At 59.8% G+C, this 25346-nt stretch carries 28 protein-coding genes and 4 tRNA genes; 15 read left to right on the top strand and 17 right to left on the bottom strand.

From position 1 onward, the window contains the following. Positions 1-17 precede the first annotated feature (17 nt). The 4 genes from HNQ83_RS22025 to HNQ83_RS22010 all read right to left on the bottom strand — a co-directional run bounded on the left by HNQ83_RS22025 (position 18) and on the right by HNQ83_RS22010 (position 498). Positions 18-93, bottom strand: a tRNA-His gene (locus tag HNQ83_RS22025). A 78-nt stretch (positions 94-171) separates the two neighbouring features. After that, positions 172-256 (bottom strand) — tRNA-Leu (locus HNQ83_RS22020). 57 nt (positions 257-313) lie between these two features. Continuing rightward, a tRNA-His gene (locus HNQ83_RS22015) sits at positions 314-389 on the bottom strand. A gap of 32 nt (positions 390-421) precedes the next feature. Continuing rightward, positions 422-498, bottom strand: a tRNA-Arg gene (locus HNQ83_RS22010). A 275-nt stretch (positions 499-773) separates the two neighbouring features. On the opposite strand from HNQ83_RS22010, the gene folD reads away from it, so the two are divergent. Both folD and pbpG read left to right on the top strand, forming a co-directional pair. Further along, positions 774-1628 (top strand): bifunctional methylenetetrahydrofolate dehydrogenase/methenyltetrahydrofolate cyclohydrolase FolD, encoded by an 855-nt coding sequence (folD, locus tag HNQ83_RS22005; protein ID WP_175390888.1) that lies wholly within the window; start codon positions 774-776, stop codon positions 1626-1628. Positions 1629-1865: 237 nt separating this feature from the next. Then, entirely contained in the window at positions 1866-2804 is a 939-nt protein-coding gene (gene pbpG, locus HNQ83_RS22000; protein WP_175390887.1) for a D-alanyl-D-alanine endopeptidase, read from the top strand. Between the two features lie 58 nt (positions 2805-2862). On the opposite strand, the gene HNQ83_RS21995 is transcribed toward pbpG, so the two are convergent. From HNQ83_RS21995 to HNQ83_RS21985, 3 genes are all read right to left on the bottom strand, one after another. Further along, positions 2863-3078 (bottom strand): hypothetical protein, encoded by a 216-nt coding sequence (locus tag HNQ83_RS21995; protein ID WP_175390886.1) that lies wholly within the window; start codon positions 3076-3078, stop codon positions 2863-2865. Between the two features lie 17 nt (positions 3079-3095). Beyond that, the gene (locus tag HNQ83_RS21990) at positions 3096-3302 is read right to left on the bottom strand and encodes a DUF6021 family protein (protein WP_175390885.1); all 207 of its coding nucleotides are present in this window, start codon (positions 3300-3302) and stop codon (positions 3096-3098) included. A gap of 90 nt (positions 3303-3392) precedes the next feature. Continuing rightward, the gene (locus tag HNQ83_RS21985; RefSeq protein WP_175390884.1) at positions 3393-4121 is read right to left on the bottom strand and encodes a peptidase C39 family protein; all 729 of its coding nucleotides are present in this window, start codon (positions 4119-4121) and stop codon (positions 3393-3395) included. A 167-nt stretch (positions 4122-4288) separates the two neighbouring features. Here HNQ83_RS21985 and HNQ83_RS21980 point away from each other — a divergent pair, with 167 nt between their 5' ends. Then, on the top strand, positions 4289-4459 hold the full coding sequence (locus HNQ83_RS21980) for a hypothetical protein (RefSeq protein ID WP_175390883.1): 171 nt from the start codon (positions 4289-4291) through the stop codon (positions 4457-4459). Between the two features lie 71 nt (positions 4460-4530). Here HNQ83_RS21980 and HNQ83_RS21975 read toward each other — a convergent pair whose 3' ends face one another. Together HNQ83_RS21975 and HNQ83_RS21970 are read right to left on the bottom strand one after the other, a co-directional pair. Then, complete coding sequence (locus tag HNQ83_RS21975; RefSeq protein WP_175390882.1) at positions 4531-5280, bottom strand: TerC family protein; 750 nt, start codon at positions 5278-5280, stop codon at positions 4531-4533. A gap of 28 nt (positions 5281-5308) precedes the next feature. Further along, positions 5309-5551 carry a hypothetical protein gene (locus tag HNQ83_RS21970; protein WP_175390881.1) on the bottom strand — a complete coding sequence of 81 codons (243 nt, stop codon included), beginning with the start codon at positions 5549-5551 and terminating at the stop codon, positions 5309-5311. Positions 5552-5686: 135 nt separating this feature from the next. Here HNQ83_RS21970 and nhaR point away from each other — a divergent pair, with 135 nt between their 5' ends. Next, on the top strand, positions 5687-6586 hold the full coding sequence (gene nhaR / locus HNQ83_RS21965; RefSeq protein WP_175390880.1) for a transcriptional activator NhaR: 900 nt from the start codon (positions 5687-5689) through the stop codon (positions 6584-6586). Here nhaR and HNQ83_RS21960 read toward each other — a convergent pair. Next, positions 6573-7733, bottom strand: coding sequence for an MFS transporter (locus HNQ83_RS21960; protein WP_096510023.1), 1161 nt, complete (start codon positions 7731-7733; stop codon positions 6573-6575). The two genes, nhaR and HNQ83_RS21960, sit on opposite strands and share 14 nt — an antisense overlap. A gap of 279 nt (positions 7734-8012) precedes the next feature. Here HNQ83_RS21960 and sstT point away from each other — a divergent pair, with 279 nt between their 5' ends. Continuing rightward, a complete protein-coding gene (gene sstT, locus HNQ83_RS21955; protein ID WP_175390879.1) occupies positions 8013-9245 on the top strand; it encodes a serine/threonine transporter SstT in 1233 nt (410 codons plus the stop codon). A 77-nt stretch (positions 9246-9322) separates the two neighbouring features. Here sstT and HNQ83_RS21950 read toward each other — a convergent pair whose 3' ends face one another. Then, complete coding sequence (locus HNQ83_RS21950) at positions 9323-9832, bottom strand: DUF1993 family protein (RefSeq protein ID WP_175390878.1); 510 nt, start codon at positions 9830-9832, stop codon at positions 9323-9325. Between the two features lie 139 nt (positions 9833-9971). Here HNQ83_RS21950 and HNQ83_RS21945 point away from each other — a divergent pair, with 139 nt between their 5' ends. Beyond that, positions 9972-10616 (top strand): YceH family protein, encoded by a 645-nt coding sequence (locus tag HNQ83_RS21945; protein ID WP_175390877.1) that lies wholly within the window; start codon positions 9972-9974, stop codon positions 10614-10616. 120 nt (positions 10617-10736) lie between these two features. Here the strand turns inward: HNQ83_RS21945 and HNQ83_RS21940 are convergent, their stop codons facing one another. Both HNQ83_RS21940 and HNQ83_RS21935 read right to left on the bottom strand, forming a co-directional pair. After that, positions 10737-11255, bottom strand: coding sequence for a cupin domain-containing protein (locus HNQ83_RS21940; RefSeq protein WP_175390876.1), 519 nt, complete (start codon positions 11253-11255; stop codon positions 10737-10739). A gap of 213 nt (positions 11256-11468) precedes the next feature. Continuing rightward, positions 11469-12287 carry a shikimate 5-dehydrogenase gene (locus HNQ83_RS21935; protein ID WP_175390875.1) on the bottom strand — a complete coding sequence of 273 codons (819 nt, stop codon included), beginning with the start codon at positions 12285-12287 and terminating at the stop codon, positions 11469-11471. A 244-nt stretch (positions 12288-12531) separates the two neighbouring features. Between HNQ83_RS21935 and HNQ83_RS21930 the strand changes: the two genes are divergently transcribed. The 3 genes from HNQ83_RS21930 (at position 12532) to HNQ83_RS21920 (ending at position 13745) form a co-directional block, all read left to right on the top strand. Next, entirely contained in the window at positions 12532-12897 is a 366-nt protein-coding gene (locus tag HNQ83_RS21930; protein WP_175390874.1) for a hypothetical protein, read from the top strand. Between the two features lie 346 nt (positions 12898-13243). Beyond that, a complete protein-coding gene (locus HNQ83_RS21925) occupies positions 13244-13438 on the top strand; it encodes a hypothetical protein (protein ID WP_175390873.1) in 195 nt (64 codons plus the stop codon). A gap of 115 nt (positions 13439-13553) precedes the next feature. Next, positions 13554-13745 (top strand): hypothetical protein, encoded by a 192-nt coding sequence (locus HNQ83_RS21920; protein WP_175390872.1) that lies wholly within the window; start codon positions 13554-13556, stop codon positions 13743-13745. Here the strand turns inward: HNQ83_RS21920 and HNQ83_RS21915 are convergent. Further along, entirely contained in the window at positions 13742-14809 is a 1068-nt protein-coding gene (locus HNQ83_RS21915) for an AI-2E family transporter (protein ID WP_175390871.1), read from the bottom strand. The genes HNQ83_RS21920 and HNQ83_RS21915 overlap by 4 nt on opposite strands. A gap of 167 nt (positions 14810-14976) precedes the next feature. On the opposite strand from HNQ83_RS21915, the gene yegQ reads away from it, so the two are divergent. Continuing rightward, entirely contained in the window at positions 14977-16302 is a 1326-nt protein-coding gene (yegQ, locus tag HNQ83_RS21910; protein ID WP_175390870.1) for a tRNA 5-hydroxyuridine modification protein YegQ, read from the top strand. A 105-nt stretch (positions 16303-16407) separates the two neighbouring features. Here the strand turns inward: yegQ and HNQ83_RS21905 are convergent, their stop codons facing one another. Then, positions 16408-17271 carry a LysR family transcriptional regulator gene (locus HNQ83_RS21905; RefSeq protein ID WP_175390869.1) on the bottom strand — a complete coding sequence of 288 codons (864 nt, stop codon included), beginning with the start codon at positions 17269-17271 and terminating at the stop codon, positions 16408-16410. 98 nt (positions 17272-17369) lie between these two features. Here HNQ83_RS21905 and HNQ83_RS21900 point away from each other — a divergent pair, with 98 nt between their 5' ends. Beyond that, positions 17370-18278 (top strand): DMT family transporter, encoded by a 909-nt coding sequence (locus HNQ83_RS21900; protein WP_175390868.1) that lies wholly within the window; start codon positions 17370-17372, stop codon positions 18276-18278. A 125-nt stretch (positions 18279-18403) separates the two neighbouring features. On the opposite strand, the gene HNQ83_RS21895 is transcribed toward HNQ83_RS21900, so the two are convergent. Next, positions 18404-19114 (bottom strand): FadR/GntR family transcriptional regulator, encoded by a 711-nt coding sequence (locus tag HNQ83_RS21895; RefSeq protein WP_175390867.1) that lies wholly within the window; start codon positions 19112-19114, stop codon positions 18404-18406. Between the two features lie 281 nt (positions 19115-19395). On the opposite strand from HNQ83_RS21895, the gene HNQ83_RS21890 reads away from it, so the two are divergent. Both HNQ83_RS21890 and gudD read left to right on the top strand, forming a co-directional pair. After that, complete coding sequence (locus tag HNQ83_RS21890) at positions 19396-20742, top strand: MFS transporter (protein ID WP_175390866.1); 1347 nt, start codon at positions 19396-19398, stop codon at positions 20740-20742. 26 nt (positions 20743-20768) lie between these two features. Then, on the top strand, positions 20769-22112 hold the full coding sequence (gene gudD, locus HNQ83_RS21885; RefSeq protein ID WP_175390865.1) for a glucarate dehydratase: 1344 nt from the start codon (positions 20769-20771) through the stop codon (positions 22110-22112). Between the two features lie 124 nt (positions 22113-22236). Here gudD and HNQ83_RS21880 read toward each other — a convergent pair whose 3' ends face one another. Further along, the gene (locus HNQ83_RS21880; protein ID WP_175390864.1) at positions 22237-23115 is read right to left on the bottom strand and encodes a LysR family transcriptional regulator; all 879 of its coding nucleotides are present in this window, start codon (positions 23113-23115) and stop codon (positions 22237-22239) included. 149 nt (positions 23116-23264) lie between these two features. Between HNQ83_RS21880 and ampC the strand changes: the two genes are divergently transcribed. Then, a complete protein-coding gene (ampC, locus tag HNQ83_RS21875) occupies positions 23265-24419 on the top strand; it encodes a class C beta-lactamase (RefSeq protein WP_175390863.1) in 1155 nt (384 codons plus the stop codon). 300 nt (positions 24420-24719) lie between these two features. Then, a complete protein-coding gene (locus HNQ83_RS21870) occupies positions 24720-25343 on the top strand; it encodes a response regulator transcription factor (RefSeq protein ID WP_175390862.1) in 624 nt (207 codons plus the stop codon). Positions 25344-25346: the final 3 nt, after the last annotated feature.

Below are 25346 nucleotides of genomic sequence, written 5' to 3'. Positions count from 1 at the left end.
TGGCGCCTTTCGAAATATGGGGTGGACGATGGGGATCGAACCCACGACAACGGGAGTCACAATCCCGTGCTCTACCAACTGAGCTACGCCCACCATATTGCGTGTCAAAGAAGCCAAACAACTTCTTTGTGAAGCCCCAACCAGGCCAACCGGCATGAGTGAAGCTTTATTTGGTGCGGATGAAGAGACTCGAACTCTTACGCCTCGCGGCGCTGGAACCTAAATCCAGTGTGTCTACCAATTCCACCACATCCGCGGATTGAAGCTTTTAAAGCAAAGGCGCCAGACTGTTAATCTGGCGCCTTTCGAAATATGGGGTGGACGATGGGGATCGAACCCACGACAACGGGAGTCACAATCCCGTGCTCTACCAACTGAGCTACGCCCACCATATCGCGCTACTTGTGCCAAAGCTGCCTAATGGCGCACCCGGCAGGACTCGAACCTGCGACCATCCGCTTAGAAGGCGGATGCTCTATCCAGCTGAGCTACGGGCGCCTTATTAATCTGTACTCTTGGAGGACTACAAACTAAATGCTTTCCAGTCTTGCAGAACCGTAATTCCGCTTGACCTTCTTAACCAGTGCTAGGCTGTGCCCGACAAGTGCGACGAATAGTATAGAGCCCCCCGGAGGTCGTCAAATCCTTTTTAAAAAAAATTCATTTAATTAAAGGGCTTAGGGGAATTTACAGACCAAGCGCCTTTGCCCTCACCTCATGACATGCGAGAATGCGCTCTCTTTTTTTCCCCTCTCGATGGTTAATCACGCGCAATGACTGCACAACTAATCGACGGCAAATCGATCGCCGCCAGCCTGCGCCAGCAGATCGCCCAACGCGTTACCGAGCGTCGCCAGCAAGGCTTGCGTACGCCTGGCCTCGCGGTGATCCTGGTCGGCAGCGATCCCGCCTCTCAGGTTTATGTCTCGCACAAGCGTAAAGACTGTGAAGAGGTCGGCTTCCTTTCCCAAGCTTATGACCTGCCTTCCGATACCACTCAAGAAGCACTGGCCGAACTGATCGATCGCCTCAATGACGATCCGGCGATTGACGGTGTCCTGCTGCAACTCCCTCTCCCTGAACACCTGGATGCGTCCAAATTGCTGGAACGCATTCGGCCGGACAAGGACGTTGACGGTTTTCATCCTTACAACGTCGGTCGCCTGGCCCAACGCATTCCACTGCTTCGCCCATGCACGCCTAAAGGCATCATGACCCTGCTGGAAAGCACCGGCGCCGATCTGTACGGCATGAATGCCGTGGTTGTCGGCGCCTCCAACATTGTTGGCCGTCCGATGGCGATGGAACTGTTGCTGGCCGGTTGCACCGTGACCGTCACCCATCGCTTCACCAAGGACCTGGCCGGCCACATCGGTCGTGCCGACCTGGTCGTGGTGGCCGCCGGCAAGCCTGGCCTGGTCAAGGGCGAGTGGATCAAGGAAGGCGCGATCGTGATCGACGTCGGCATCAACCGTCAGGATGATGGCAAACTGGTTGGTGACGTTATCTATGAAACCGCCCTGCCCCGCGCCGGCTGGATCACTCCGGTGCCGGGTGGCGTCGGCCCGATGACCCGCGCCTGCCTGCTGGAAAACACGCTGTACGCAGCAGAAACCCTGCACAGCTGAGCCTTGTTGGCGAGCTAGCCGGTGACTCAAGGAACCCCGCCCCCGCGGGGTTCTTTTTTGCCTGCGGAAAAGAATCGACCATCCGCCGGAAAATGACTTTTTTTTCATGTTTCCCAGTACTTTCACGCCACCCTCGAACAACCATCGACAGTTATTCAGCCATACTCCAGAATGTCGCGCTTTTTCGGAAATAGCCCGTTACATAACGGCGTATCAACACTTTATGAGTCTGCCAGCGTGAAAATCCGTCTTTCCATCCTGAGCCTATTTTTTGCAGTTACAGGGACTTTCATCACGCCAATCGCCAGCGCTGGCGAAACCACCGCAGCGCCTCGTGACACCTCGCAACTCAAGCTCGCTTCCGGCAGCACCCTGTTGCTGGATATGCAGACCAACAAAGTCATCTATGCCAACAATCCCGACGTGGTCGTCCCTATCGCGTCCGTCAGCAAGCTTATGACTGGCCTGGTCGTGGTGGAAGCCAGGCAGAACATGGACGAGTACATCAACATCAACATCAGCGACACACCTGAAATGAAAGGCGTGTTCTCTCGGGTAAAACTCAAGAGTGAACTGCCGCGCCGGGAAATGCTGCTGATCGCCCTGATGTCTTCTGAAAACAGGGCGGCCGCGAGCCTGGCCCACCACTATCCGGGTGGTTACGCCGCGTTCATCGCCGCGATGAACGCCAAGGCCAAGGCCCTGGGCATGACCAACACCCACTTTGTCGAACCCACTGGTCTCTCACCGCGCAACGTGTCCACCGCTCGCGACCTGAGCAAACTGTTGATTGCCGCGCACAAGTATCCGTTGCTGACGGAGCTGAGCACGACCAAGGAAAAAACCGTCACGTTCCGCAAGCCCACCTACAGCCTGGGCTTTCGCAACACTGACCACTTGGTGCGCAAGCCAGACTGGGACATCCAACTGACGAAAACCGGGTTCACCAACGAAGCAGGTCATTGCCTGGTGCTGGTGACACGGATGAGCAACCGCCCGGTTGTCCTGGTGCTCCTGGACGCTTACGGCAAATACACCCACTTTGCCGATGCCGCGCGCATCCGTAATTGGGTTGAGACCGGTAAAAGCGCCAACGTAGCGTCCGCAGCCTTGCAGTACAAATCGGACAAGAACCTCAAGCATCGCCAAAGTGGCGTGGTTGAAGCTTCGAAATAACCTTGCCGCCGCCCCCACGAAAAAGCCCCGGACATCCGGGGCTTTTCTTTGTCAGCGACTAATCATTAGGCAGCGGCATCTGGTCGTCATCCGGGATGCCATCCCCTCTGCTCGGGTCTCGCCAGCCCTGCGGATGCTCCGTAGGTACAACGGTCGGACGGGCCAGCGGATCTCGCAACGGGCTGTCCGGATCCAATACCGGATCGACACTTCCTTCAGGCGTTGTCGGAACGTTTTCCGGACGTTTGTCGTTGAAGCTCGAATCGGTAGACATACGCACCTCCACGGAACCTAGGGCTTGAGATCGCCGAGTGGATCATAGGGCTTTGCCGGCGCCTTGGGATTATCACCCGGCTTTACATCCTTCGGCGCCTTGGCGGGACCCACAGGATCGACCTGAGGGTCGGAGAGGTCCGGGGAATCGGGGTCGAAGCCCAACTCATCGCCGGACGAATGCTCAGACGAGTGCGGGCCTGTAGGGGTATTGGAATGTGCCATGGACGCCTCCTGATCGCGACCCAAAACCTCCGGGCCTTGTCTCTCAGATAACGCCAGCGCTGCGCGGTGCCCGGCAAATGACGAACGGGCTTACTGCGCGGCCAGGGCTTTTCTGGCTTTTGCCGCCGCCTGCTCCTGTCCGGCCTGGGCAAGATCGTTCGCGGCCTTGAGCCAGCGTTGCTGATCGACTTCCGCTGGAACCTGCGTCGGCGCTTGAATCAAAACCGCCCAGCCACCGGCGTCCTTGAATGCCGATTCGAACGAGCCGAAACTCATCAGCACCCGCTGGTCCATTCCCGCACGCAACAACACGGTCTGCTTCTGACGATTATACCCGGACAGAATGGCGTAACGCGGCTCGGCCCAGAGTGCCGAACCCTCGGTAAAGCGCACCATCACCGGGTAACCGGCTGCCACTTGGGTCAACAAGGCGGGCAGATTGCTGTCCAGGGGATAGACCATCATTCCGTATTCACGGGCCAGGTTCTGCATGTTTTGTTGCAACTGGGCTTCGGCGCCCGGCAAATGCAGTGGCTTGTCGAGCAACCCCGGCGTAATCACGATGCCCTGCTGGGACAACAGGCTCGCCAATACTTGCGGCCCGCTTTGATTGGCCACGCCACGGTAGAACCTGCCGCTGAGCTCAACCCGCTCCGGCAGGCGCTTGATCTGCGGCGCAACAGTGCCCGCGCAACCGGCCAGACTGGCGGCGCAACCCACGATCACTGCCACCGATAGAATTCGAGAAATTACCCGCACCATCATCACTCTCTTGTTCAGACACCCGGCAATCCGCTTCCCGGCTTGGCCGTCGATCATAGGACGCCGCGCGATGGCGGTATAGCCTTAACCCGTAGTTGATTGCATTCGATAGAGCAAACTGGTTGATCCCAGTCGACCTTCGGTCAATAGCCTGCAACACGGCAGCGACTAGACTGTCACCTGCAAAGCGTGTGTGCCCGCTGCAGGGCAAAGAGGAGGCATCGATGAGCCTGACAATGACAATCGTGATGTTGATTTCCGGCTGGCTGGCCGTGGCTGCCGCCATGTTGTGGGGCGTTCTGCGCATAACCCGCCGCCATCACCACCACCCTGTTCAACCGGCATCTGCGAAGAAAACCGATAAAGCCGCCGCGCGTCACGCCACCGCTCACTGACGCCAACCGTACAAACAAAAACGGCCGCCTGGACTCTTCCGAGTTCAGGCGGCCGTTTCATTCAGCGCAGGTCAGGCTTCAGCGATAACGCGCTTCTGCTTCGCCCGGCGGGACATCATGTTCAACACCTCGATCGCAGCCGAGAACGCCATGGCAGCGTAGACGTAGCCTTTCGGTACGTGGGCACCGAAGCCTTCGGCGATCAGCGTCATGCCGATCATGATCAGGAAGCCCAGGGCCAGCATCACCACGGTCGGGTTGTCGTTGATGAACTTGGCCAGTGGATCAGCCGCCAGCAACATCACCAGTACCGACACCACCACCGCGATGATCATGATCGGCAAATGCTCGGTCATGCCGACAGCGGTAATGATGCTGTCGATGGAGAACACCATGTCCAGCATCAGGATCTGGCCGATCGCCGCGGCAAAGCCCAGGGTCACGGTCGAGGTCGCCGACTTCGGATCTTCCGGCGCCGGGTCCATGCTGTGATGGATCTCGGTGGTGGCTTTCCACAACAGGAACAGGCCACCGGCGATCAGGATCATGTCCTTCCAGGAGAACGCATGGCCGAACACCTCGATCACCGGCGCCGTCAGCTGGACGATGAACGCAATGGTGCTCAACAGGCCGAGGCGCAGGATCAGCGCCATACCAATGCCGATGCGTCGCGCTTTCTGCCGGTGCTTCTCGGGCAGCTTGTTGGTCAGGATCGAGATAAAAATCAGGTTGTCGATGCCCAGCACGATCTCCATCACCACCAGGGTGGCCAGGGCGACCCAGGCAGTGGGGCTTGCGGCTAGCTGTAAAAGGTATTCCATGGGTCAGTCCTGATTCGTTTAAGTCGGTTTAGATTTCCTGGGACGAAGATTCGGTTTTTTCCGCTTCTTTTTCCGATGATTCTTTCTTGCTGATCAAACCGCCGGTGGCCTCGCTGAGTGCTTGTTCGGCGGCTTTGTGGGTATCGTCGATGGCCTGTTTGGCACTTTCGGCAGCCTTGCCCATCAGTTGCTGAGCGCTTTTTTCGGCCTGATCACAACCGGCCAGAACCAGTAAGGACGTGATCAGCAGAGCCGCGGATTTAAGCTTCATGATGTTTTCCTCAATAGAACAAACGGGACCGCAACGATGGCCCGTTGATAGCGACGCATTCTAGGGAGATGAATACTTCAGGAAAATTCGTATTTTCAGCGGCTATACTTCGGTTTTTACGAACTGTGAACCCGCATGCTCAACTATCGGCAATTGCATTACTTCTGGGTGGTGGCCAAGACCGGCAGCATCGTGCGCGCCTGCGAACAGCTGAATCTGACGCCACAAACCATCAGCGGGCAGATCTCACTGCTCGAACAAACCTACGGCATAGAGCTGTTTCGGCGAGTTGGCCGGCAACTTGAACTCACCGAAGCCGGCCGCCAGACACTGCCCTACGCCGAACAAATGTTTCAGCTAGGCGGCGAACTGGAGTTGATGCTGCGGGCGCAACCCAATGAACAGCAGATACTGTTTCGCGTGGGCGTGGCCGACGTGGTGCCCAAATCCATCGTCTATCGCCTGATTGCGCCAACGATGGAGTTGAGCGAGCCGCTGCGCATCACTTGCCGCGAGGACAAGCTTGAACGTTTGTTGGCCGACCTGGCGATCCAGCGCCTGGACCTGGTGATTTCCGACAGCCCGATGCCCTCGCACCTGGACATCAAGGGCTACAGCCAGAAGCTCGGCGAATGCGGGATCAGTTTCTTCGCCACCGCCGAATTGGCAGCGCGTTATGGCCAGGACTTCCCCCGCAGCCTGCACGGCGCGCCGCTGTTGATTCCCGGGCCGGAGACCGTGGTGCGCAGCCGCTTGCAACGCTGGTTCGCCGAACAGCAGATCCAGCCACAAATTGTTGGCGAGTTCGACGACAGTGCCTTGATGCAGGCCTTCGGCCAGTCCGGCAGCGGGATTTTCATCGGCCCGAGCGTGATCGCCGACGAAGTGAGGCGCCAATATGGCGTGGAGGTCATCGGCCAGACCGACGCGGTGAGCGAGTCGTTCTACGCCATTTCGGTGGAACGCAAGGTCAAGCACCCCGGCATTGTCGCCATTACCGAAGGTGCCCGACGCGAGCTGTTTACAGCGCTGTGACGACTTCCCGGGGCTTGAAGGTCATCAGGGCGATGGCCAACAGGATCGAAGCCAGGATAAATCCGGCCGCGGCAAAACCCAGGCCTTGCAGGCCGACACTGTCGATCACCCGACCGCCGATCATGGCACCCAGGCCGATCCCGAGGTTGGCCCCGGCGATGTTCAGCGACGCGGCGAATGCTGGTGCCTCTGGCGCGGCCTTCATCAGGCGCACGTGACTGACCAGGAACAACGCTGCCTGGGTCACACCCCAGATGCCCATCGCCGCCGCCAGGCCAAAGGGCGAATGAATGTTCGGCACCAGCGTCACCAGCCCGGCAATCATGAAGGCGCAGAACATCATCGACGCCACCAGCGGATGACGATCCACCGCGCGACCGCCCAGGGAGTTGCCGATCAGCCCTACCGCGCCGAAACCCATCAAGCACCAGCCGACCACCGTGCCGTTGAACCCGGCCAGACGTTCAAGGATGTCCGCCAAGTAGGTGTAGGCGGTAAACATGCCGCTGAACACCACGATCGACAGCAGTACATGCCCCACCATCAACGGGCTGCGCAGAATCTTGAACTGCGACCGGAAGCTGACTTGATGCTGATGCAGGTTGGTTTTCGGCAAGTAGATAAACAGCAGCAGCGCCTTGGCAAATGCAATGAACGCCAGAATGGCGAAGGCACTGCGCCAGCCGAATGCATCGGAAATCAGCGTGCCCACCGGAATGCCGAACACCGTGGCGCAGACAATGCCGAAGCCGATCTTGGCAATGGCACGCCCGGCGTAGTCCGGCCCGACGATGTCCACCGCCGTCTCACTGGCCAGCGCCCAGAACACAGGCAGGCCCAAGGCCGGAATCAACCGGGCGAATGCCATCACCCAGATATTCGGCGCCAGCGCCGCCAGAGTGTTGGCCAGGCCGAACATGATCAGCACCGAGATGAACAACTTGCGCCGCTCGAAGCGGGCGAAGTACGCCGTGAGGAACGGCCCGAACGCAGCGACGGTGAAGGCAAACAGGGTCACCAGCAACCCCGCTTGCGGGATGCTGACGTCGAGGTCACGGGCGATGGCGGGCAACAGGCCGACGATGATGAATTCCGTGGTCAGCACCGTAAAACCGGCGGCCGACAACAGAAGAATGGGCAACAGCATGCAGAACTCCAGAAAACGACAACACCAGCGATAGCCCGAAGGCTCACTGGCAGACATGAAAATGAGGATGGCGAAGCTTAACAGAGTGTTTCCGGAGGCGGTTGCACGAACCTGCAAATCGCGCCGCACATTTGGGTGGCAGATCGTCACAGGACTGAAGGATCCGGACCCCGCTGTGATAAAGTCCGCGCCCCGCAAAACGTACACCCTGTTCACCGGCCCTTTTCCGGCCTCGATGCTGCAACACCCCCGCACCCAATAAAATCCGAGATGCCGTTTATGACTGCTTCATCCCCTTCTCTATTGCAACGCCTGAAAGGCACCAGCCTGGTCACGCAGATCATCATCGGCCTGATCGCCGGGATCAGCCTGGCCCTGATTGCGCCCGAAGCGGCTAAATCCACGGCCTTCATCGGCAAAGTCTTCGTGTCCGCGCTCAAGGCCGTCGCGCCGATCCTGGTCTTCGTGCTGGTCATGGCCTCGATCGCCAACCACAAGCACGGCCAGGAAACCCATATCCGGCCGATCCTGTTCCTGTACCTGCTGGGCACCTTCGCGGCTGCCGTGGTCGCGGTGGTTGCCAGCATGATGTTCCCGTCGAACCTCGTGCTGTCGACCCAGGACGTCGCCGTCACCGCCCCGGGCGGCATCAGCGAAGTGCTGCAAAGCCTGCTGCTCAGCGTGGTCGACAACCCGGTCAGTGCACTGATGAACGCCAACTTCATCGGCATCCTGGCCTGGGCCATCGGCATGGGCATCGCCATTCGCCATGCCGGTGACACCACCCGCGAAGTGCTGGGCGACCTGTCCAATGGCGTGACGGTGATCGTGCGCCTGGTGATTTGCTTTGCCCCGCTGGGAATCTTCGGCCTCGTGGCCTCGACCCTGGCCACCTCCGGTTTCGGCGCCTTGATCGGCTATGCGCACCTGCTGGCCGTGTTGCTGGGCTGCATGCTGTTCGTGGCCCTGGTGATGAACCCGGTCATCGTGTTCTGGAAGCTGCGCCGCAACCCCTATCCGCTGGTGCTGATGTGCCTGCGGGAAAGCGGCATCACCGCGTTCTTCACCCGCAGTTCGGCGGCGAATATTCCGGTCAATCTCGAATTGAGCAAGCGCCTGGGCCTGCACGAAGATACGTATTCGGTGTCGATCCCGCTTGGAGCGACCATCAACATGGCCGGCGCGGCGATCACCATCACCGTGCTGACGTTGGCGGCCGTGCACACACTGGGCATCGCGGTGGACATTCCGACAGCCATTCTGCTGAGTGTCGTCGCGGCGATTTGCGCCTGTGGCGCTTCCGGCGTGGCCGGTGGTTCGCTGCTGCTCATCCCGCTGGCGTGCAGCTTGTTTGGCATCCCGAGTGAAATCGCCATGCAGGTGGTGGCTGTCGGTTTCATCATTGGTGTGCTGCAGGATTCGGCGGAGACGGCGTTGAATTCCTCGACCGATGTGTTGTTCACGGCGGCGGCTTGCCTGGGTGAAGAAGCAAAAACACAGCGTATGGCCTAAACACCCATCCCCCACAGGGACAACGAAAAAGCCCGCCAAGGCTTGTACCTTGGCGGGCTTTTTTGTACCCGGGCGGTTTAGAACGCGCCCATGTAATCGCGCTTGCCCACTTCCACGCCGTTGTGACGCAGCAGTGCGTAAGTGGTGGTGACGTGGAAGAAGAACTGCGGCAGGCCGTAGGTCAGCAGGTAAGCCTGGCCGGAAAAGCGCTTCTCTTTAGGCGTGCCCGGACGGGTCACGATTTCGATGCCTTCCTTGCCGTTGATCTGCTCCGGTTTGATCTCGCCAATGAACGCCAGCACCTTGGCGATCAGCGCTTGCAGCTCGGCGAAGGTGGTTTCAGTGTCGTCGTACTTCGGCAACTCGATCTCGGCCAGACGTGCCGAAACGCCTTTACTGAAGTCCACGGCGATCTGTACCTGGCGCACCAGCGGGAACATGTCCGGATACAAACGAGCTTGCAGGAAAGCGTTCGGGTCGATGTTTTTGGCGGTGGCGTGGGCCTCGGCCTTTTTCAGTACATCGCTCAGTGCGTTAAGCATTTGCTGGAAAACAGGGACGGAGGCGTCGTACAGGGAAATGGTCATGGCAGTCTCGTGTGATGACAGGTGGGAAACGTCGGCCGATTATAGCCATGCCCGCCCGTCCTGCGGCTTGTCTTTTATCCTGCAAGGATTAGGCTAGGCGGCTTCGACTGCATGCTTCGACTGCATAGGGAAAAGCGCGATGAGCACTGAACAAGAGCAAACCTTCGACGAACCGCGCCTCAACAGCACGGAAATCCGCATTCTGGGTTCGTTGATCGAGAAACAGGCCACCAGCCCGGAAACCTATCCGCTGACCCTCAATGCGCTGGTGATTGCCTGCAATCAGAAAACCAGCCGCGAACCGGTGATGAACCTGACCCAGGGTCAGGTCGGCCAGAGCCTGCGCGCCCTCGAGGGACGCGGTTTCACCAAACTGGTGATGGGCAGCCGCGCGGATCGCTGGGAGCACAAGGTCGACAAGGCCCTGGAGCTGGTGCCGGCCCAGGTGATTCTGATGGGACTGCTGTTTCTGCGCGGCCCGCAAACCGTCAACGAACTGCTGACCCGCAGCGGACGCATGCATGACTTCGAAGATACAGAGCAAGTCGTGCATCAGCTTGAACGTTTGATTGCCCGGGATCTGGCCATGCTGATTCCGCGCCAGGCCGGCCAGCGGGAGGACCGCTACATGCATGCCATGGGTGATCCGGCGGACATCGAAGTGATCCTCGCTGCGCGGCAGAACCCGGTTGAGCGCAGTGGCGTCGGCGTTTCGGTCGAGCGGATCGAAGAGCTTGAAGCGCGGATTGCGGCGCTGGAAGAGCGATTGGCACGGTTGGAGTAACAACACTGAACCCTGTGGGAGCGAGCCTGCTCGCGAAATAGGACTGTCTGTCACATCAATGCCGGATGTGCCGCCGCCTTCGCGAGCAGGCTCGCTCCCACATTGGATTGGTGGCGGGCCTTATTCCCCCTCCCAGTAATCCACCCCGTCCGCCTGCCGGGCCACGGCGACGAACCCCGAGGCATTGCCTTGGGCGTCGACCTTGAAATCATCCATCACCGCGTACTTGCCAGAGTCGGGATATTCGCAGATCTCCGGTGATTGCTGGGTACTGACCGCCAGGTAACGCAGTTCGGCATTGCTGGTGTTGATGATCTGGTGAGCCTTCTCCGGACCACCCGCCGGGCAGGCAATCACATCACCGGCCCGGATCGCAAAACGTTCGTCGCCGAGTCGTACTTCACCCTCCCCAGCCACGATGTAGAACATTTCTTCGTTGACCCGATGGCTGTGAAACGGGCTACCGCGCATACCCGGCTCCAGTGCGTACAAGCGATAACCCAGCTTTTGCGCACCTAGTTGCTGGCCAATGCGCGCCTGGCGCTGCCGATAGCGACCGGCCGTTTCACCGGTTGGGGCAAATGCTTCGGGTAACGGCTCAAGTTCGACCTGATCCAGATTGAGAATCGCGGGATGCATGGAAACCTCGGTCACGGTGATTGTTGGGAGGGCAAGTCTTGGCTTGCTGGCCAACAGTATAGAGAGTGGTTCATCTGCCAGACCGAGTCGCCGCTTTCGCGAGCAGGCTCGCTCCCACATTCGACCAGGTTTCTCCAGAAGAAATACAGTCAACTGTGGGAGCGAGCCTGCTCGCGAAGAGGCCATTCCAGACAACTCAGGATCTTGAGAGGTTTAACCCCGGGCAAACGCCACCGCAGCCTGAAACTGCTCTTCAGTCGGTCGAACGCCGGTATAAAGCACAAACTGCTCAAGCGCCTGGATCGCAATCACCTCCAGCCCGGTGATCACACGCTTACCCTCGGCACGACCGCGCACGATCAGCGGTGTTTCCGAGGGAATCGCCACCACATCGAAGACAATATCCGCAGCCTTGATCGCTTCGAGTTCAAACGCCAGTTGACCGGCCTCCGGCCCGCCATCCATGCCGACCGGCGTGACGTTGACCAGCATTTGCGGGCGTTGCGTGCCCAGTTCAGCTTGCCATGGGTAGCCCAGGGAGTCGGCCAGCGCCCGGCCAGCACGCTCGTTTCGGGCCACGATCCGACCGTTTTTGTACCCCCCGTCGCGCAAGGCACTGGCGACAGCCTTGGCCATGCCGCCACTGCCGCGCAGGGCAAACGTGGTGTCCCTGGGCACTGCGTGGGTGTCCAGCAACTGAGCGATGGCGATGTAATCGGTGTTGTAGGCCTTGAGGTGGCCGGCGGTGTTGACGATGGTATTGATCGACTGGATGGCGGCGGCAGACGCGTCCAGCTCATCGACCAGGGCAATGCAGGCTTCCTTGAAGGGCATCGACACCCCACAACCGCGAATGCCCAGGGCGCGAATGCCGCCTATCGCACCCGGCAGGTCCTGGCTGCTGAAGGCCTTGTAGTAAAAATTCAACCCCAATTGTTCATACAGATGATTGTGAAATCGCAGGCCGAAGTTGCCCGGGCGCCCGGAGAGGGACATGCACAACTGGGTGTCTTTGTTCGGGTTCATCTGCATGCGGATCTCCTTGCAATGCACTTTCAGATGGACGGGATTAGCCGGCCATCCTGTTCTGATCGATCATATTCCCGTGCCTGCCCGGAACCTCAAAAGACCGTAAGCAAGCCGGTACAGACCTTACACAAAATTTACCCAACGGCTGTGCTGAATTTCAAAAAAACGCTGTCTTAGTAGTATCCCCGCGACGATCCTTGGGTCTATTGCAGGCACAAGCGCCGGGTCGAAGAACCGAGGAACTATCATGATCCGTAAAATCCCCACAGTTGCCTTGCTGATTGGCGCACTCGCTATCGCAGGCCAGGCGCAAGCCCATGGTGGTGGTAATGACGCGGCGGTATTTGGAGCGATCGTCGGTACGGCCATCGTCGGCTCGGCCCTGATCAACGCCAACCGGCCGGTGTATGTCGCGCCACAACCGGTTTACGCCGCACCCCCACCGGTGTATTACGCGCCTCCGCCCCCACCGGTTTACTACCAGCCGGCGCCGGTGTACGTGCAACAACCGATCTACTACCGTCCAGCGCCGGTGTACTACGGACCACCCCGTGGCTATTACGGCCCGCCACGCGGTTACTACGGTCCTCCACGCGGCTATGGCCGCTGGTAACAGACGCCACAGGCCCCGCCCGACAGCGGGGCTTTTTTATGCCTGCGATTTCTTGCCGGAGCGAGCCCTGCTCGCGCTGATCCCGAGAGCACCGCGTACATCCGCCGGGCGCGCGTCATCGCCGACCTCCATCGCGAGCAGGGCTCGCTCCTACAGGGTTGCCGTTCGTCGGCACAGGTCTGGATAAATCTCGTCAGTGTCGTTATCGGGACAGCATGGCCTGTTCAAGCGGGCAAGATTGACTCGCCCCCTGCCATTGGGGAAACCGGTCATATTGATGTCATGTCAGATCCGCAAGCTTGAACCTGTCCGCCAACAACAGGTTGATAACAACAAGGACGCCCTCATGCCTACGCAGAACCCGCACCGTATTGTCGGTCTTTGCACCTCCAGCAAGGTGTACAACGTCTTGACCGAACTCAAGCAGCTGGAAGGTCATCGCAGCGCCAAGTTCCTCTCGCTGCTGACGCAAAACCTGGTGCGCAAAGGCCTGCTCAACGAGCAGGAAGTGGTTCATATGCTGGATCAGGTGGTTGATTGAGCGACAGACGGCCAACTGGCCTCAACGGCGTCAATGACCACTATCGAAAACGGTGATTGTCGGAAAAATCGCCGGCCCCGTAAGGTACCTCCATAGATTGGTGGAGGTACTTGTAATGTCTCAGGTTCAGATCATGTCCGTTATCGGCAGCGCCGTTCCCGCCTCGCTCAGAGAATCAGGCCTGCTTGCCTGCTGGTACCTGGTACTCGATGGCGAACCGATCAGCGGTCCGCTCACCTCGTTGCCGGCCGCCCAGGCGATGTCGCAACGCGTCAGCACGGAGCAGAGTGGCAAGTTCAGCGCCTAAGGCAGCTGAACCCGCGGTTTGGTCTCGAGGAAAATGTCCCAACTGGACATGAACAGGGCCGCAATCAATGGGCCGATGACAAAGCCGTTCAACCCGAAAATCGCCAAACCACCGAGGGTCGAGATCAGGATCATGTAGTCCGGCATCTTCGTGTCCTTGCCCACCAGGATCGGACGCAGCACGTTATCCACCAGCCCGATCACGAACACCCCGAACAACCCCAGCACCACGCCCTGCCAGATCGCCCCCGTAAACAGGAAAAACGCCGCCACCGGCGCCCAGACAATCCCCGCCCCCACCGCTGGCAACAGCGACAGTAACGCCATCAATACCGCCCACAGCAACACGTTGGGTATGTCCAGAAACCAGAAAATCAAACCGCCCAATGCGCCCTGCGTGACCGCCACCAGCAAATTGCCTTTCACGGTGGCCCTGACCACGCGATTGAACTTGAGCTGCAGCCGACGCTTCTGCTGCTCCTCCAGCGGTATGGCGGTGCGCACCTTGCGTGCGAGCTCCGCGCCGTCGCGCAGGAAAAAGAACAACAGGTACAGCATGATGAAAAAACTGACGATGAACTCGAACGTCCCCTGGCCGAAACTGAATGCCTGAGTCGCCAGCGCTTGCCCGCCAGACACCGCGCTCTTGACGACTTTATCGCGCATCCCCTCCAGCCCGCCGACACCGAACCGATCAAGCAAGTGCTGGAAATACGGCGGCAGGCTGTGTTTGAACTGCAAGACATACCCGGCGATGTCCAGCTCGCCGCTCTCGATGCGCTGGTACACCGCAGCCCCTTCCTGAACCAGCAACGCGCCGATGATGATCACCGGCAGAATCGCGATCACCAGGCAGATGCTCAAGGTCAGCAGCGACGTCAGGTTGCGCTCCCAGCCGAACTTCAATTGCAGCCGACGCTGCATGGGCGCAAAGAGGATGCCGAGAATCACGGCCCAGAACACCGCGCCGTAAAACGGCAGCAGAATCCAGATGAAGGCGATGCTGACCAGCCCCAGCAAAACCGTCAGCGATTTGTCCTGCTGTTGCTGTGTCTCGTCGTTCATGTCCGATCCCTGCCAGTGCGCCGGGACGCCAACCAATGGGCGCCTTGATGCTTAGGCCACCACGGTTCGCAGGAGTGCCCTTGATGTGTTCATCAAGCATAGATCCAGATCAATAAAGCCTCGGGACAAGCCGTATACGCTGCGCGGCTTTTGCGATCACACCCGCCATGAATCTCATCGCTCCAGAATTGCTCGCCCCCGCCGGCACCCTGAAAAACATGCGCTATGCCTTTGCCTATGGCGCCGATGCCGTCTATGCCGGCCAGCCGCGCTACAGCCTGCGGGTGCGCAACAACGAGTTCGATCATGAAAACCTGGCCCTGGGCATTGCCGAGGCACAAGCCCAGGGCAAGCGTTTCTATGTGGTGGTGAACATCGCGCCGCACAACGCCAAGCTCAAGACCTTTCTCAAGGACCTGGCCCCCATCATCGCCATGGCGCCCGACGCCCTGATCATGTCTGACCCCGGCCTGATCATGTTGGTGCGCAGGCATTATCCGCAGACGCCGATTCACCTCTCGGTGCAGGCCAACACGGTGAACTGGGCGAGCGTCGAGTTCTGGCAGCAACAGGGCCTGAGCCGGGTCATCCTGTCGCGGGAGCTGTCCCTGGAAGAAATCGCCGAAATCCGCCAACAGGTCCCGGCCATGGAGCTGGAAGTGTTCGTCCACGGCGCCTTGTGCATGGCCTATTCAGGTCGCTGCCTGCTGTCGGGCTACATGAACAAGCGCGATGCCAATCAGGGCAGCTGCACCAACGCCTGTCGCTGGAAGTACTCGGCACAGGAAGCCACGGAGAACCCGCTCGGAGAGATCGTCCAGCACTATCAACCGGAACCGACCCTGGGTATCGGCGCGCCCACCGATCAAGTATTCCTCTTGCAGGAAGCCAATCGCCCGGGCGAACTGATGCCGGCCTTCGAAGACGAGCATGGCACCTACATCATGAACGCCAAGGACCTGCGCGCCGTGCAGCATGTCGGCCGTTTGACGCAGATGGGCGTGCATTCACTGAAGATCGAAGGACGGACCAAATCGCACTTCTATTGCGCACGGACCACGCAAGTCTATCGCCGGGCCATCGACGACGCGGTGGCGGGCCGGGCATTTGACCGCAACCTCATGACCGACCTGGAGTCCCTCGCCCAACGCGGCTACACCGAGGGTTTTCTGCGTCGACATGTGCATGACGAATACCAGAACTACCAGAACGGCAGCTCGGTGTCTGAACGGCAGCAATTTGTCGGCGAACTGACCGGCGAACGACGGGATCGCCTGGCGGAAGTGAAGGTGAAAAACCGCTTTGCGCTGGGCGATCACATGGAACTGATGACCCCCAAGGGCAACTTCCACTTCGACCTGCATCAATTGCAAAACGCCCAGGGCGAGCCTATCGACGTGGCGCCGGGGGATGGGCATACGGTGTACTTGCCGATTCCGGATGCGGTGGATTTGCGGTTTGGATTGTTGATGCGGGATATCAATGCAACATAACAATCTCTGTGGGAGCGAGCCTGCTCGCGAAAGCGCTGTGTCATCCAGCAAGGATGTCGACTGACACACCCTCTTCGCGAGCAGGCTCGCGCCCACAGAAAAAAGTTACGCGAATTCCTCGCGCAACATCGCCACAAACGCCTCCCGCGCCGGGTGCACCCCGGCGTTTTCATGCCAGTAGAACAGGTTGTCGATGGCCGTCAGCTCGGGGAACTCGTAACCCACGCACCCCGCGCCCTTGGCGTATTGATCGAACACCCCTTTTGGCACCAGCGCCACGCCGGCCCCGGCGCTGACACACCCCACGATCGCGCCGTAACTGGCCAGGCTGACAATCGGCAGCGCCTGCCCCTGGCGCAACAACCAATGCTCCAGCGCCGCCCGATACGGACAACCCTGGGGCCACATGAACACGGTTTTGTCGTGCAAATCCGTGATGTCACGCACCGGCCCGAGGGATGTCGAGGCAATCAGCAACAGGTCTTCGCGATACATCGGCGTGCGCTTGAGGTGCGAGCGTTCGACATCCACCGCAACGATGGCGCCGTCGAGCCGATGGCTCAGCGTGTCATCGAGCAACTGGCCCCAGGTGCCGGTGGTCAGTTCCAGCGCCACCGCCGGAAAGCGCTTATGGAATTTCGCCAGCAAGCGCGGCAAGCGGCCGGTGGCGGAAGATTCGATGGCGCCGATGCGCAATGGCCCGGACGGTTCTGCGGCCGGGTCCACCGCGCGCTTGGCTTCCGCAGTCAGGGCGAGGATCTTCGAGGCGTAGTCCAGAAAGGTCTGCCCCGATGGACTGATGCGCAGTCCGCGCCCCTCGCGCAGAAACAGCGCGACACCCAACTCCGCCTCCAGTGCCTTGATCCGCGCCGTGATGTTCGACGGCACGCAGTGCAGCACCTGCGCTGCACGGGCGATGCTGCCCACCTCGGCAACGGTCTTGAACATGCGAATCTGTGCCAGTTCCATATACATCACTCAAAGTGAACGATTCACGCAGTATAAGTCAGTTGTGGCGAATAAACGGAGTTCTGATACTCAACGCACCTGCCTCTCGGTGCACAACGATGAATGACCTCACGCCCTCCTCCAGCACTCCCTTGAAAATCATCCTGGCCATGGCCTTCGTCGTGGCCTGCTGGGGTTACTCCCCCACCGGCATCCACATTGGCCTGCAGGCTTACGACCCGGTGCACCTGGCGTTATTGCGCTTTCTGCTGGCGTCGTTGTTCATGGCTGCGGTCGCGGTGTTCAAGGGTATTCATCTGCCGACACTGCGCGACGTGCCTCTGCTGATCGCACTGGGTTTCTTCGCTGTGAGCCTGCATCACGTGGCGATCAACTTTGGCCAACAAGGGGTCAGCGCCGGCGCGTCGAGCGTGCTGGCGCAATCGACGCCACTGTTCAGCACCTTGCTGGCGCGCTTTGTGTTCAAGGATCGGGTGAGCGTCTGGCGCTGGGGCTGCGTGATCCTCGGCTTGATCGGCGTGGTAATTGTGGTGGCGGGCGATCATGGCTTGGGCAGCATCGACGCCCACGGCTTGCTGATCCTGTTGGCAGCGTTGTCCTGGAGTCTTTACTTCGCCCTGCAAAAACATCACACCGGGCGATACGACGGGTTGACGCTGGTGTGTTACACGGTCTGGTCCGGCACGGCGCTGCTGTTGATTTTCCTGCCCGGATTGGCGGATCAGGTCGTCAATGCGCCACTGCGCGTGCAGTTCGCGGTGGTTGCCTTGGGGATTTTCCCGAGTGCGCTGGCCTATCTGGCCTGGGCTTACGTGCTGGCGCATGTGGACCTGAGCCGGGCGACGATGACGTTGTATCTGGTGCCGCCGACGGCGATGGCCATGGCGTCCGTGGGACTGGGTGAGCGGCCGACCTTGATGGTGGCGGTGGGTGCGGTGGTGGTGTTGATCAGTGTGCTGGCGTTGAATCTGGAGCGGCGGCCCGTTGTTCAAGCCGCGCGTGTCTGATCTATGAAGTTCCTGTGGGAGCGAGCCTGCTCGCGAAGGCGGACTATCAGACACATTAATGCTGGATGTGCCGCCGTCTTCGCGAGCAGGCTCGCTCCCACAGGGGAAATGCGATGCTGGCCCGATCAACCCGGCGAAAACCGGTCCCGACTGTTGGTCAAATGCAGCCACATCGCCGCCCGCGCCGCGTCCGGGTCCTGGCGCTTGATGGCGTTGAGAATCGCCTCGTGCTCCAGGTTCGCCAGTTGCCCGAGCTTGCTCAAGTCCACCGCCCCGCGCTCGACGGCATTGACCCGGGTTCGGGGAATCATGGCACTGCCCAGGTGCTGCATGATCTCGGTGAAACACAGATTGCCCGTGGCCTCGGCGATCAGCAGATGAAAACGCCGGTCGGCTTCGACGCAGCTGTCGTTGTTGGCCAGCAGGCTTTGATAGTCATCGAGGGCTTCGCGCATCTGTGCCAGTTGCTGGTCGGTGCGACGGCTCGCGGCCAGTGCCGCCGCCTGGGTTTCCAGGCCCATGCGCAATTCCAGAATGCTGCGCACTCCCAGCGCGGTATCGACATTCAGCCGCAAACCCTGCTCCGGTGCGCGCTCCAGCACAAAGGTGCCGATGCCGTGGCGGGTTTCCACCAGCCCGGAGGCCTGCAATTTGGAAATCGCCTCGCGCACCACGGTGCGGCTGACACCGTACTCCTGAACGATCGAGTTCTCTGAGGGCAGCTTGTCGCCGGGCAGCATCTGTCCCAGCAGGATGCTCTGGGTCAGCTTGGCCACCAGGTCGTGGGCCAGATTGTGGCTGCGCTTGCGGGCAGGGGCGTCGAGGTCTTCTTGCATGGCGTTCATCCAAAGGCAGCGCTAATGGAATCGTAGCACTGCGCTTGTGTGGAATCTCCTGAAAACATCGCTCAACTTGTATGACAACACTCAACAAACTCCGAAAAGCAGTAAAATTTTACGCCCTGAAAAACCCCAAAAAGAATAACAGATAGCTGAATAATGGCGATTTCATTGAACAAAGGCGGTTGCAGATCGAAAAAATCTAGTTGTATGATGTCTATCAACAACACAACACCTTGTCACACCCCGCATAAAAATAACGAGTGGGAGAAAACGCAGTGAATACATCCATTTCCGCAATGGACCAGGGTGGCGATTCGGCCCTGAAGTCCGCGATCTCGAAAGTCAAACGCCACGTCTTGCCGCTGTTCGTCATCATGTTCATCGTCAACTACATTGACCGCGTGAACATCGGCTTCGTCCGCGCCCACATGGAGCACGACCTGGGCATTGGCGCTGCGGCCTACGGGTTCGGCGCCGGTCTGTTCTTCATCGGTTACGCGCTGTTCGAGGTCCCTTCCAACATCCTTCTGCAGAAAGTCGGCGCCCGTATCTGGCTGACCCGCATCATGCTGACCTGGGGCCTGGTGGCCGCCGGCATGGCCTTCATCCAGAACGAAACCCATTTCTATATCTTGCGGTTCCTGCTGGGCGTGGCGGAAGCCGGCTTCTTTCCCGGCGTGATCTACTACTTCACCCGCTGGCTGCCCGGGGCGGAGCGCGGCAAGGCGATTGCGATTTTCCTCAGCGGCTCGGCGATTGCCTCGCTGATTTCCGGCCCCCTGTCCGGCCTGCTCCTGCAAATCAGCGGCCTGGGCATGCATGGCTGGCAATGGATGTACTTCATCGAGGGCATGTTCTCGGTGGGCTTGTGCGCCTTTGTCTGGTTCTGGCTGGACTCCAAACCCCACGACGCCAAATGGCTGACCCGCGACGAGCAAGACGCACTGGTCAAGGCCATCGACGACGAACAGTTGGCTCGTGAGGCGGCGACGCCGATCAAGCCGTCACTGGGCAGACTGCTCAAGGACCGGCAGATCATCCTCTTCTGCGTGATCTACTTCTTCATCCAGCTGACCATCTACGCCGCCACCTTCTGGCTGCCAAGCATCATCAAGAAGATGGGCGACCTGAGCGACTTCCAGGTCGGGATGTTCAACTCGATTCCGTGGTTGCTGTCGATCATCGGCATGTATGCCTTCGCTTCGCTGTCGGCCAAGTGGAAGCACCAGCAAGCCTGGGTCGCGGTCGCCCTGCTGATCGCTGCTGCCGGGATGTTCATGTCCACCACCGGAGGGCCGATCTTCGCCTTCGTGGCGATCTGCTTTGCCGCACTGGGTTTCAAATCGGCGTCGTCGTGTTTCTGGCCGATTCCCCAGGCCTATCTGGATGCACGCATCGCTGCGGGCGTGATCGCACTGATCAACTCGGTGGGCAACCTCGGCGGCTTCGTCGCACCCACCACTTTCGGCCTGCTGGAAGAGCGTACCGGCTCCATCCAGGGCGGGCTGTATGGCCTGGCCGCGACCTCGATCATCGCTGCGATCATCGTCTTCGCCGCCCGCAATAAACCCAAGTCCGCACCTGCCGTTGCAGCCGGTGCCCCTGCGACGAATCACGCCTGAATTCTGCTTTTGAGAAGGACAAGAAAATGACCACGCACGAAACCGCCAAAGCCCCGATCATCACCAGCATGGAAGTCGTCCCGGTGGCCGGCCACGATGGGATGCTCCTCAACCTGAGCGGCGCCCATGGCCCGTTTTTCACCCGCAATATCGTGATCCTCAAGGACAACGCCGGCCACACCGGCGTCGGCGAAGTACCGGGTGGCGAGCGCATTCGTCAGACCCTCGAAGACGCCCGCAGCCTGGTGGTCGGCAGCCCGATCGGCACTTATCAGAAGATCCTCAACCAGGTGCGCCAGACCTTCGCCGACCGCGATGCCGGCGGCCGTGGTTTGCAGACGTTCGACCTGCGCATCACCATTCATGCCGTCACAGGTCTGGAGGCCGCCCTGCTCGACCTGCTCGGCCAGCATCTGGACGTGCCGGTCGCGGCCCTGCTCGGTGAAGGCCAGCAACGCGACGAAGTGAAGATGCTCGGCTATCTGTTCTACGTCGGTGACCGCAACGACACCGACCTCGCCTATCGCAGCGAGCCGGACGCCGACAACGACTGGTTCCGCGTGCGCCACGAAAAGGCCATGACCGCCGACGCCGTGGTACGCCTCGCCGAAGCCGCCCATGCGCGGTACGGCTTCAAGGACTTCAAGCTCAAGGGCGGCGTGCTCAGCGGCGACGCCGAAATCGAAGCGGTCACCGCCCTGGCCGAACGCTTCCCCGATGCACGCATCACCCTCGACCCGAATGGTGCCTGGTCACTGAAGGAAGCCATCCGTTTATGCCGCGACCAGCACAAGGTGCTGGCTTATGCAGAAGACCCCTGCGGCGCGGAAAACGGCTACTCGGGTCGCGAAGTCATGGCCGAGTTCCGCCGTGCCACGGGCCTGAAAACCGCAACCAACATGATCGCCACCGACTGGCGGGAAATGGGTCACGCGATCCAGTTGCAATCGGTGGACATCCCGTTGGCCGACCCACATTTCTGGACCATGCAGGGTTCGGTCCGCGTCGCGCAGATGTGCCACGAATGGGGCCTGACCTGGGGTTCGCACTCCAACAACCACTTCGATATTTCCCTGGCGATGTTCACCCACGTCGCGGCGGCCGCACCGGGCGAGATCACCGCCATCGACACCCACTGGATCTGGCAGGACGGCCAGCGCCTGACCAAAGCACCGCTGCAGATCGTCGACGGTTGCGTGCAGGTGCCGCAAAAACCGGGGCTGGGGGTCGAGCTGGATAGGGATCAACTGGCCAAGGCCCATGAACTGTACAAAGGCATGGGCCTGGGTGCGCGGGATGACAGCGTGGCGATGCAGTTCCTGATTCCCGGCTGGACGTTCGATAACAAGCGGCCGTGTCTGGTGCGCTAAGCACGGTATCACTGAACATCCCTGTGGGAGCGAGCCTGCTCGCGAAGGCGTCGGCACATCCAGCATCAATGTGACTGACAGAATGCCTTCGCGAGCAGGCTCGCTCCCACAGGTGTTGAGTTAGTTAATTCATCTGTGCCGTTTGCAACAACCACCCGCGAAACGCCCCCATCGCAGACGTTTCCGGTCGCGACTGCAATCGGGTCAACCAGTAGCTGCCGGTGGTGATATGAATCGCAAAAGGCTGCTGGATCACCCCCGCCGCCAATTGCCGCGAAAACATCAGCGGCGGCGCCAACGCCACGCCTGCGCCTTGCAGAGCAGCCTCCATCATCGCCAGTGACGAGTCGAAGACAATGCTCCCCGGCGAGGCCCCCAGCGTCGAAAGCCCGGCCGCAAGGAACCACTCCGGCCACTCGTCCGTGCGATAGGAGCGCAAAAGCGTTTGCTGCAACAGATCAGTCGGTGATTTCAATTGCCGGGCAATCCCGGGCACGCACAACACCGACAGCGGCGCCTCGATCACCCGTACTGCTTCAATGCCATGCCACGCCCCGGCGCCAAAACGAATGGCGTAATCCAGTCCTTCCGCAGCGACATCCACGCGATTGTTGTTGGTCGACAGACGTAAATCTATGTACGGATGTTTCGCCTGGAAGTCCGCCAGGCGTGGCAACAGCCAACCCACCGCGAACGTCCCCACCGCCCCTACCGTCAACACTTCACGAAAATGCCCGCCCTCGAAACACTCCAGGGTGTCGGCAATACGGTCAAAGCACTCGCGCAGCACCGGCAACAGGGTTTCCCCTTCACGGGTCAGCATCAGCCCGCGAGGCAAGCGCTTGAACAGCGTCACGCCAAGTTGCGACTCCAGGCTTTTGACCTGATGACTCACCGCGGCCTGCGTGACGCACAGTTCCACAGCGGCCCGGGTAAAACTCAAGTGCCGCGCCGAAGCCTCGAAGGCGCGCAGCGCATTGAGCGGTAATTGCGGCCGGATCATGACCACCCCCAAATTTTTCTAATGGCTCGTGCAAAATATCATCGGTTGTCCAACCGAAACAGACTGCATAGATTTGCTTCGCCGATCCGGGGCCGGGATCGCAAAACTGTTCGACCAACATCCTGAATACTCATGGAAGTGACTCAGTCATGCCTGATAAAAACCTCAACAAGCTCAAACTCTACGGTGCTCTGGCACTGCTCCTCGGCGCCAGCCCCTCCATGGCTGACGACCGCATCGAATCCATCGTCAACGCCGTCATCGAACCGGTGATGCAACAACAGCAAATCCCCGGCATGGCCATTGCCATTACCCTCAATGGCCAGCCGCATTACTTTAACTACGGTGTCGCCTCGAAGGAAAACGGCAGCGCCGTCTCCGAAAACACCCTGTTCGAGATTGGCTCGGTGAGCAAAACCTACACCGCCACCCTCGCCGCCTATGCACAGGCCAACGGCAAACTCGCTCTGTCGGACAAGGCCAGTCACCTCCTGCCATCGCTGCGGGGCAGTGCATTCGACGACATCAGCGTGCTGCAACTGGGGACCTACTCGGGCGGCGGCCTCCCGTTGCAATTTCCAAGCGAAGCCGACGCGCCGGACAAGATGCTCGGTTATTTCAAACAGTGGAAACCGGTGTACGCCCCTGGCAGCCATCGGCAGTATTCCAACCCGAGCCTGGGGTTGTTCGGCTATCTGGCGGCGCAAAGCCTGGGCGCACCCTTTGAAGAGGTCATGGAGAAAACCCTGCTGCCAAAACTCGGCTTGAAGCACACCTTCCTCAACGTGCCGCAGGATCAGATGAGCCTTTACGCCCAAGGCTACAACAAGGACGGCAAACCAGTGCGGGTCGGCCCTGGCGCACTGGATTCAGAGGCCTATGGCGTGAAAACCAGCGCCGCCGATCTGCTGCGTTATGTCGAAGCGAACATGAAACCGATGGCGCTGGAAAAGCCCTTGCAACAGGCCATCGCCACCACCCACACCGGTTACTACACCGTCGGCGACATGACCCAGGGCCTGGGCTGGGAGTACTACCACTACCCGGTCACCCTCGAGACATTGCAGGCGGGCAACTCTTCGCAGATGGCCCTGGAAGCGCAAAAAGTCCAGTGGCTGAACCCACCGCAGGCTCGACCGGGAAGCGTACTGTTCAACAAAACCGGCTCCACGGGCGGCTTCGGTGCCTACGTGGCGTACGTGCCCGCGAAAGACATCGGCATCGTGATCCTCGCCAACAAAAACTACCCGAACCCGGAACGGATCAAAATCGCTCATTCAATATTGACGGCGCTGGGCAAGTAATCCGAAAACCCTCACCTGTGGGAGCGAGCCTGCTCGCGAAGAGGCCGGCGCCTTCAACGTTGATGTTGCCTGACACACCGCTTTCGCGAGCAGGCTCGCTCCCACAGGGTTAATCGGATACCCGCTTTAAACCGGGCCTCCCCGACATCTACAAGCGCCCCCACGCCATCCCCGCCTTGCATACCCACACAAAACCAGTAGGATTCGCGCCTCTTTTTTACCGCGTCAGGTCATGCATCAGCTCCGTCGGGTTCTATCCGGTAGCGGGACTATGCTGAATCAGAGCATGAGGACGGATCGATGAAAGTGCTGTTGGTCGATGATCACGCAGTGGTGCGCATGGCAATCGGGATGATTCTGACCCGTGAAGGTCATGAGATCGTCGGCGAGTGCGACAACGGCGTGGACGCCCTGAGCAAAGCGCTCGAGCTGGATCCCGATGCCATAGTGCTGGACCTCGACATCCCGCAAATCGATGGCATTACCGTTATCGAGCGTTTGCGCATCGCCGGCAATCGCGCCCATGTGCTGGTGCATACCGGTCTGAAAAGCCAGGCCTATGCGGCACAGTGCATGCGCGCCGGTGCCACGGGCTATCTTTCGAAAGCCGACGATCCCGTGGAGATCACCACCGCACTCAAGGCCGTGGCCAGCGGCAAGACCTGGTTTCCCATCGGCACCTACAGCTCGGTACGCAAAAGCGATTTCGCCCAGAACGATGCGCAATTGCTCAGTGCCGTTTCACGCCGTGAACTCAAGGTGCTGCACGGCCTGGCGCTGGGCAGGAGCAACAAGGAAATCGCCGACGACATGCTGCTGAGCAACAAAACCGTCAGCACCTACAAAACCCGACTGATGCAAAAACTCAAGGTAAACACGCTGTTGGAACTGATCGAATTCGCCAAGCGCAATGATCTGGTCTGAATC

The organism is Pseudomonas sp. C2B4 (assembly GCF_013359695.1).
Lineage (GTDB): Bacteria > Pseudomonadota > Gammaproteobacteria > Pseudomonadales > Pseudomonadaceae > Aquipseudomonas.
Note: the sequence above shows the minus strand (reverse complement) of the source record. Positions and strands in the feature narration are given on the sequence as shown.

What these genes read in the sequence shown, in the direction of transcription:
- ampC (WP_175390863.1), top strand. Translation starts at nt 23,265, where the DNA reads ATGCCTGATAAAAACCTCAACAAGCTCAAACTCTACGGTGCTCTGGCA.
- HNQ83_RS21960 (WP_096510023.1), bottom strand. Translation starts at nt 7,733, where the DNA reads ATGCTGTTGCCCATTCTTCTGTTGTCGGCCGCCGGTTTTACGGTGCTG.
- HNQ83_RS21905 (WP_175390869.1), bottom strand. Translation starts at nt 17,271, where the DNA reads ATGGAACTGGCACAGATTCGCATGTTCAAGACCGTTGCCGAGGTGGGC.
- HNQ83_RS21925 (WP_175390873.1), top strand. Translation starts at nt 13,244, where the DNA reads ATGCCTACGCAGAACCCGCACCGTATTGTCGGTCTTTGCACCTCCAGC.
- HNQ83_RS21945 (WP_175390877.1), top strand. Translation starts at nt 9,972, where the DNA reads ATGAGCACTGAACAAGAGCAAACCTTCGACGAACCGCGCCTCAACAGC.
- HNQ83_RS21940 (WP_175390876.1), bottom strand. Translation starts at nt 11,255, where the DNA reads ATGCATCCCGCGATTCTCAATCTGGATCAGGTCGAACTTGAGCCGTTA.
- gudD (WP_175390865.1), top strand. Translation starts at nt 20,769, where the DNA reads ATGACCACGCACGAAACCGCCAAAGCCCCGATCATCACCAGCATGGAA.
- HNQ83_RS21990 (WP_175390885.1), bottom strand. Translation starts at nt 3,302, where the DNA reads ATGGCACATTCCAATACCCCTACAGGCCCGCACTCGTCTGAGCATTCG.
- HNQ83_RS21880 (WP_175390864.1), bottom strand. Translation starts at nt 23,115, where the DNA reads ATGATCCGGCCGCAATTACCGCTCAATGCGCTGCGCGCCTTCGAGGCT.
- yegQ (WP_175390870.1), top strand. Translation starts at nt 14,977, where the DNA reads ATGAATCTCATCGCTCCAGAATTGCTCGCCCCCGCCGGCACCCTGAAA.
- HNQ83_RS21950 (WP_175390878.1), bottom strand. Translation starts at nt 9,832, where the DNA reads ATGACCATTTCCCTGTACGACGCCTCCGTCCCTGTTTTCCAGCAAATG.
- HNQ83_RS21935 (WP_175390875.1), bottom strand. Translation starts at nt 12,287, where the DNA reads ATGCAGATGAACCCGAACAAAGACACCCAGTTGTGCATGTCCCTCTCC.
- HNQ83_RS21970 (WP_175390881.1), bottom strand. Translation starts at nt 5,551, where the DNA reads ATGAAGCTTAAATCCGCGGCTCTGCTGATCACGTCCTTACTGGTTCTG.
- HNQ83_RS21870 (WP_175390862.1), top strand. Translation starts at nt 24,720, where the DNA reads ATGAAAGTGCTGTTGGTCGATGATCACGCAGTGGTGCGCATGGCAATC.
- HNQ83_RS21895 (WP_175390867.1), bottom strand. Translation starts at nt 19,114, where the DNA reads ATGCAAGAAGACCTCGACGCCCCTGCCCGCAAGCGCAGCCACAATCTG.
- HNQ83_RS21980 (WP_175390883.1), top strand. Translation starts at nt 4,289, where the DNA reads ATGAGCCTGACAATGACAATCGTGATGTTGATTTCCGGCTGGCTGGCC.
- HNQ83_RS21930 (WP_175390874.1), top strand. Translation starts at nt 12,532, where the DNA reads ATGATCCGTAAAATCCCCACAGTTGCCTTGCTGATTGGCGCACTCGCT.
- HNQ83_RS21975 (WP_175390882.1), bottom strand. Translation starts at nt 5,280, where the DNA reads ATGGAATACCTTTTACAGCTAGCCGCAAGCCCCACTGCCTGGGTCGCC.
- nhaR (WP_175390880.1), top strand. Translation starts at nt 5,687, where the DNA reads ATGCTCAACTATCGGCAATTGCATTACTTCTGGGTGGTGGCCAAGACC.
- HNQ83_RS21920 (WP_175390872.1), top strand. Translation starts at nt 13,554, where the DNA reads ATGTCTCAGGTTCAGATCATGTCCGTTATCGGCAGCGCCGTTCCCGCC.
- sstT (WP_175390879.1), top strand. Translation starts at nt 8,013, where the DNA reads ATGACTGCTTCATCCCCTTCTCTATTGCAACGCCTGAAAGGCACCAGC.
- HNQ83_RS21900 (WP_175390868.1), top strand. Translation starts at nt 17,370, where the DNA reads ATGAATGACCTCACGCCCTCCTCCAGCACTCCCTTGAAAATCATCCTG.
- HNQ83_RS21985 (WP_175390884.1), bottom strand. Translation starts at nt 4,121, where the DNA reads ATGATCGACGGCCAAGCCGGGAAGCGGATTGCCGGGTGTCTGAACAAG.
- HNQ83_RS21995 (WP_175390886.1), bottom strand. Translation starts at nt 3,078, where the DNA reads ATGTCTACCGATTCGAGCTTCAACGACAAACGTCCGGAAAACGTTCCG.
- folD (WP_175390888.1), top strand. Translation starts at nt 774, where the DNA reads ATGACTGCACAACTAATCGACGGCAAATCGATCGCCGCCAGCCTGCGC.
- HNQ83_RS21915 (WP_175390871.1), bottom strand. Translation starts at nt 14,809, where the DNA reads ATGAACGACGAGACACAGCAACAGCAGGACAAATCGCTGACGGTTTTG.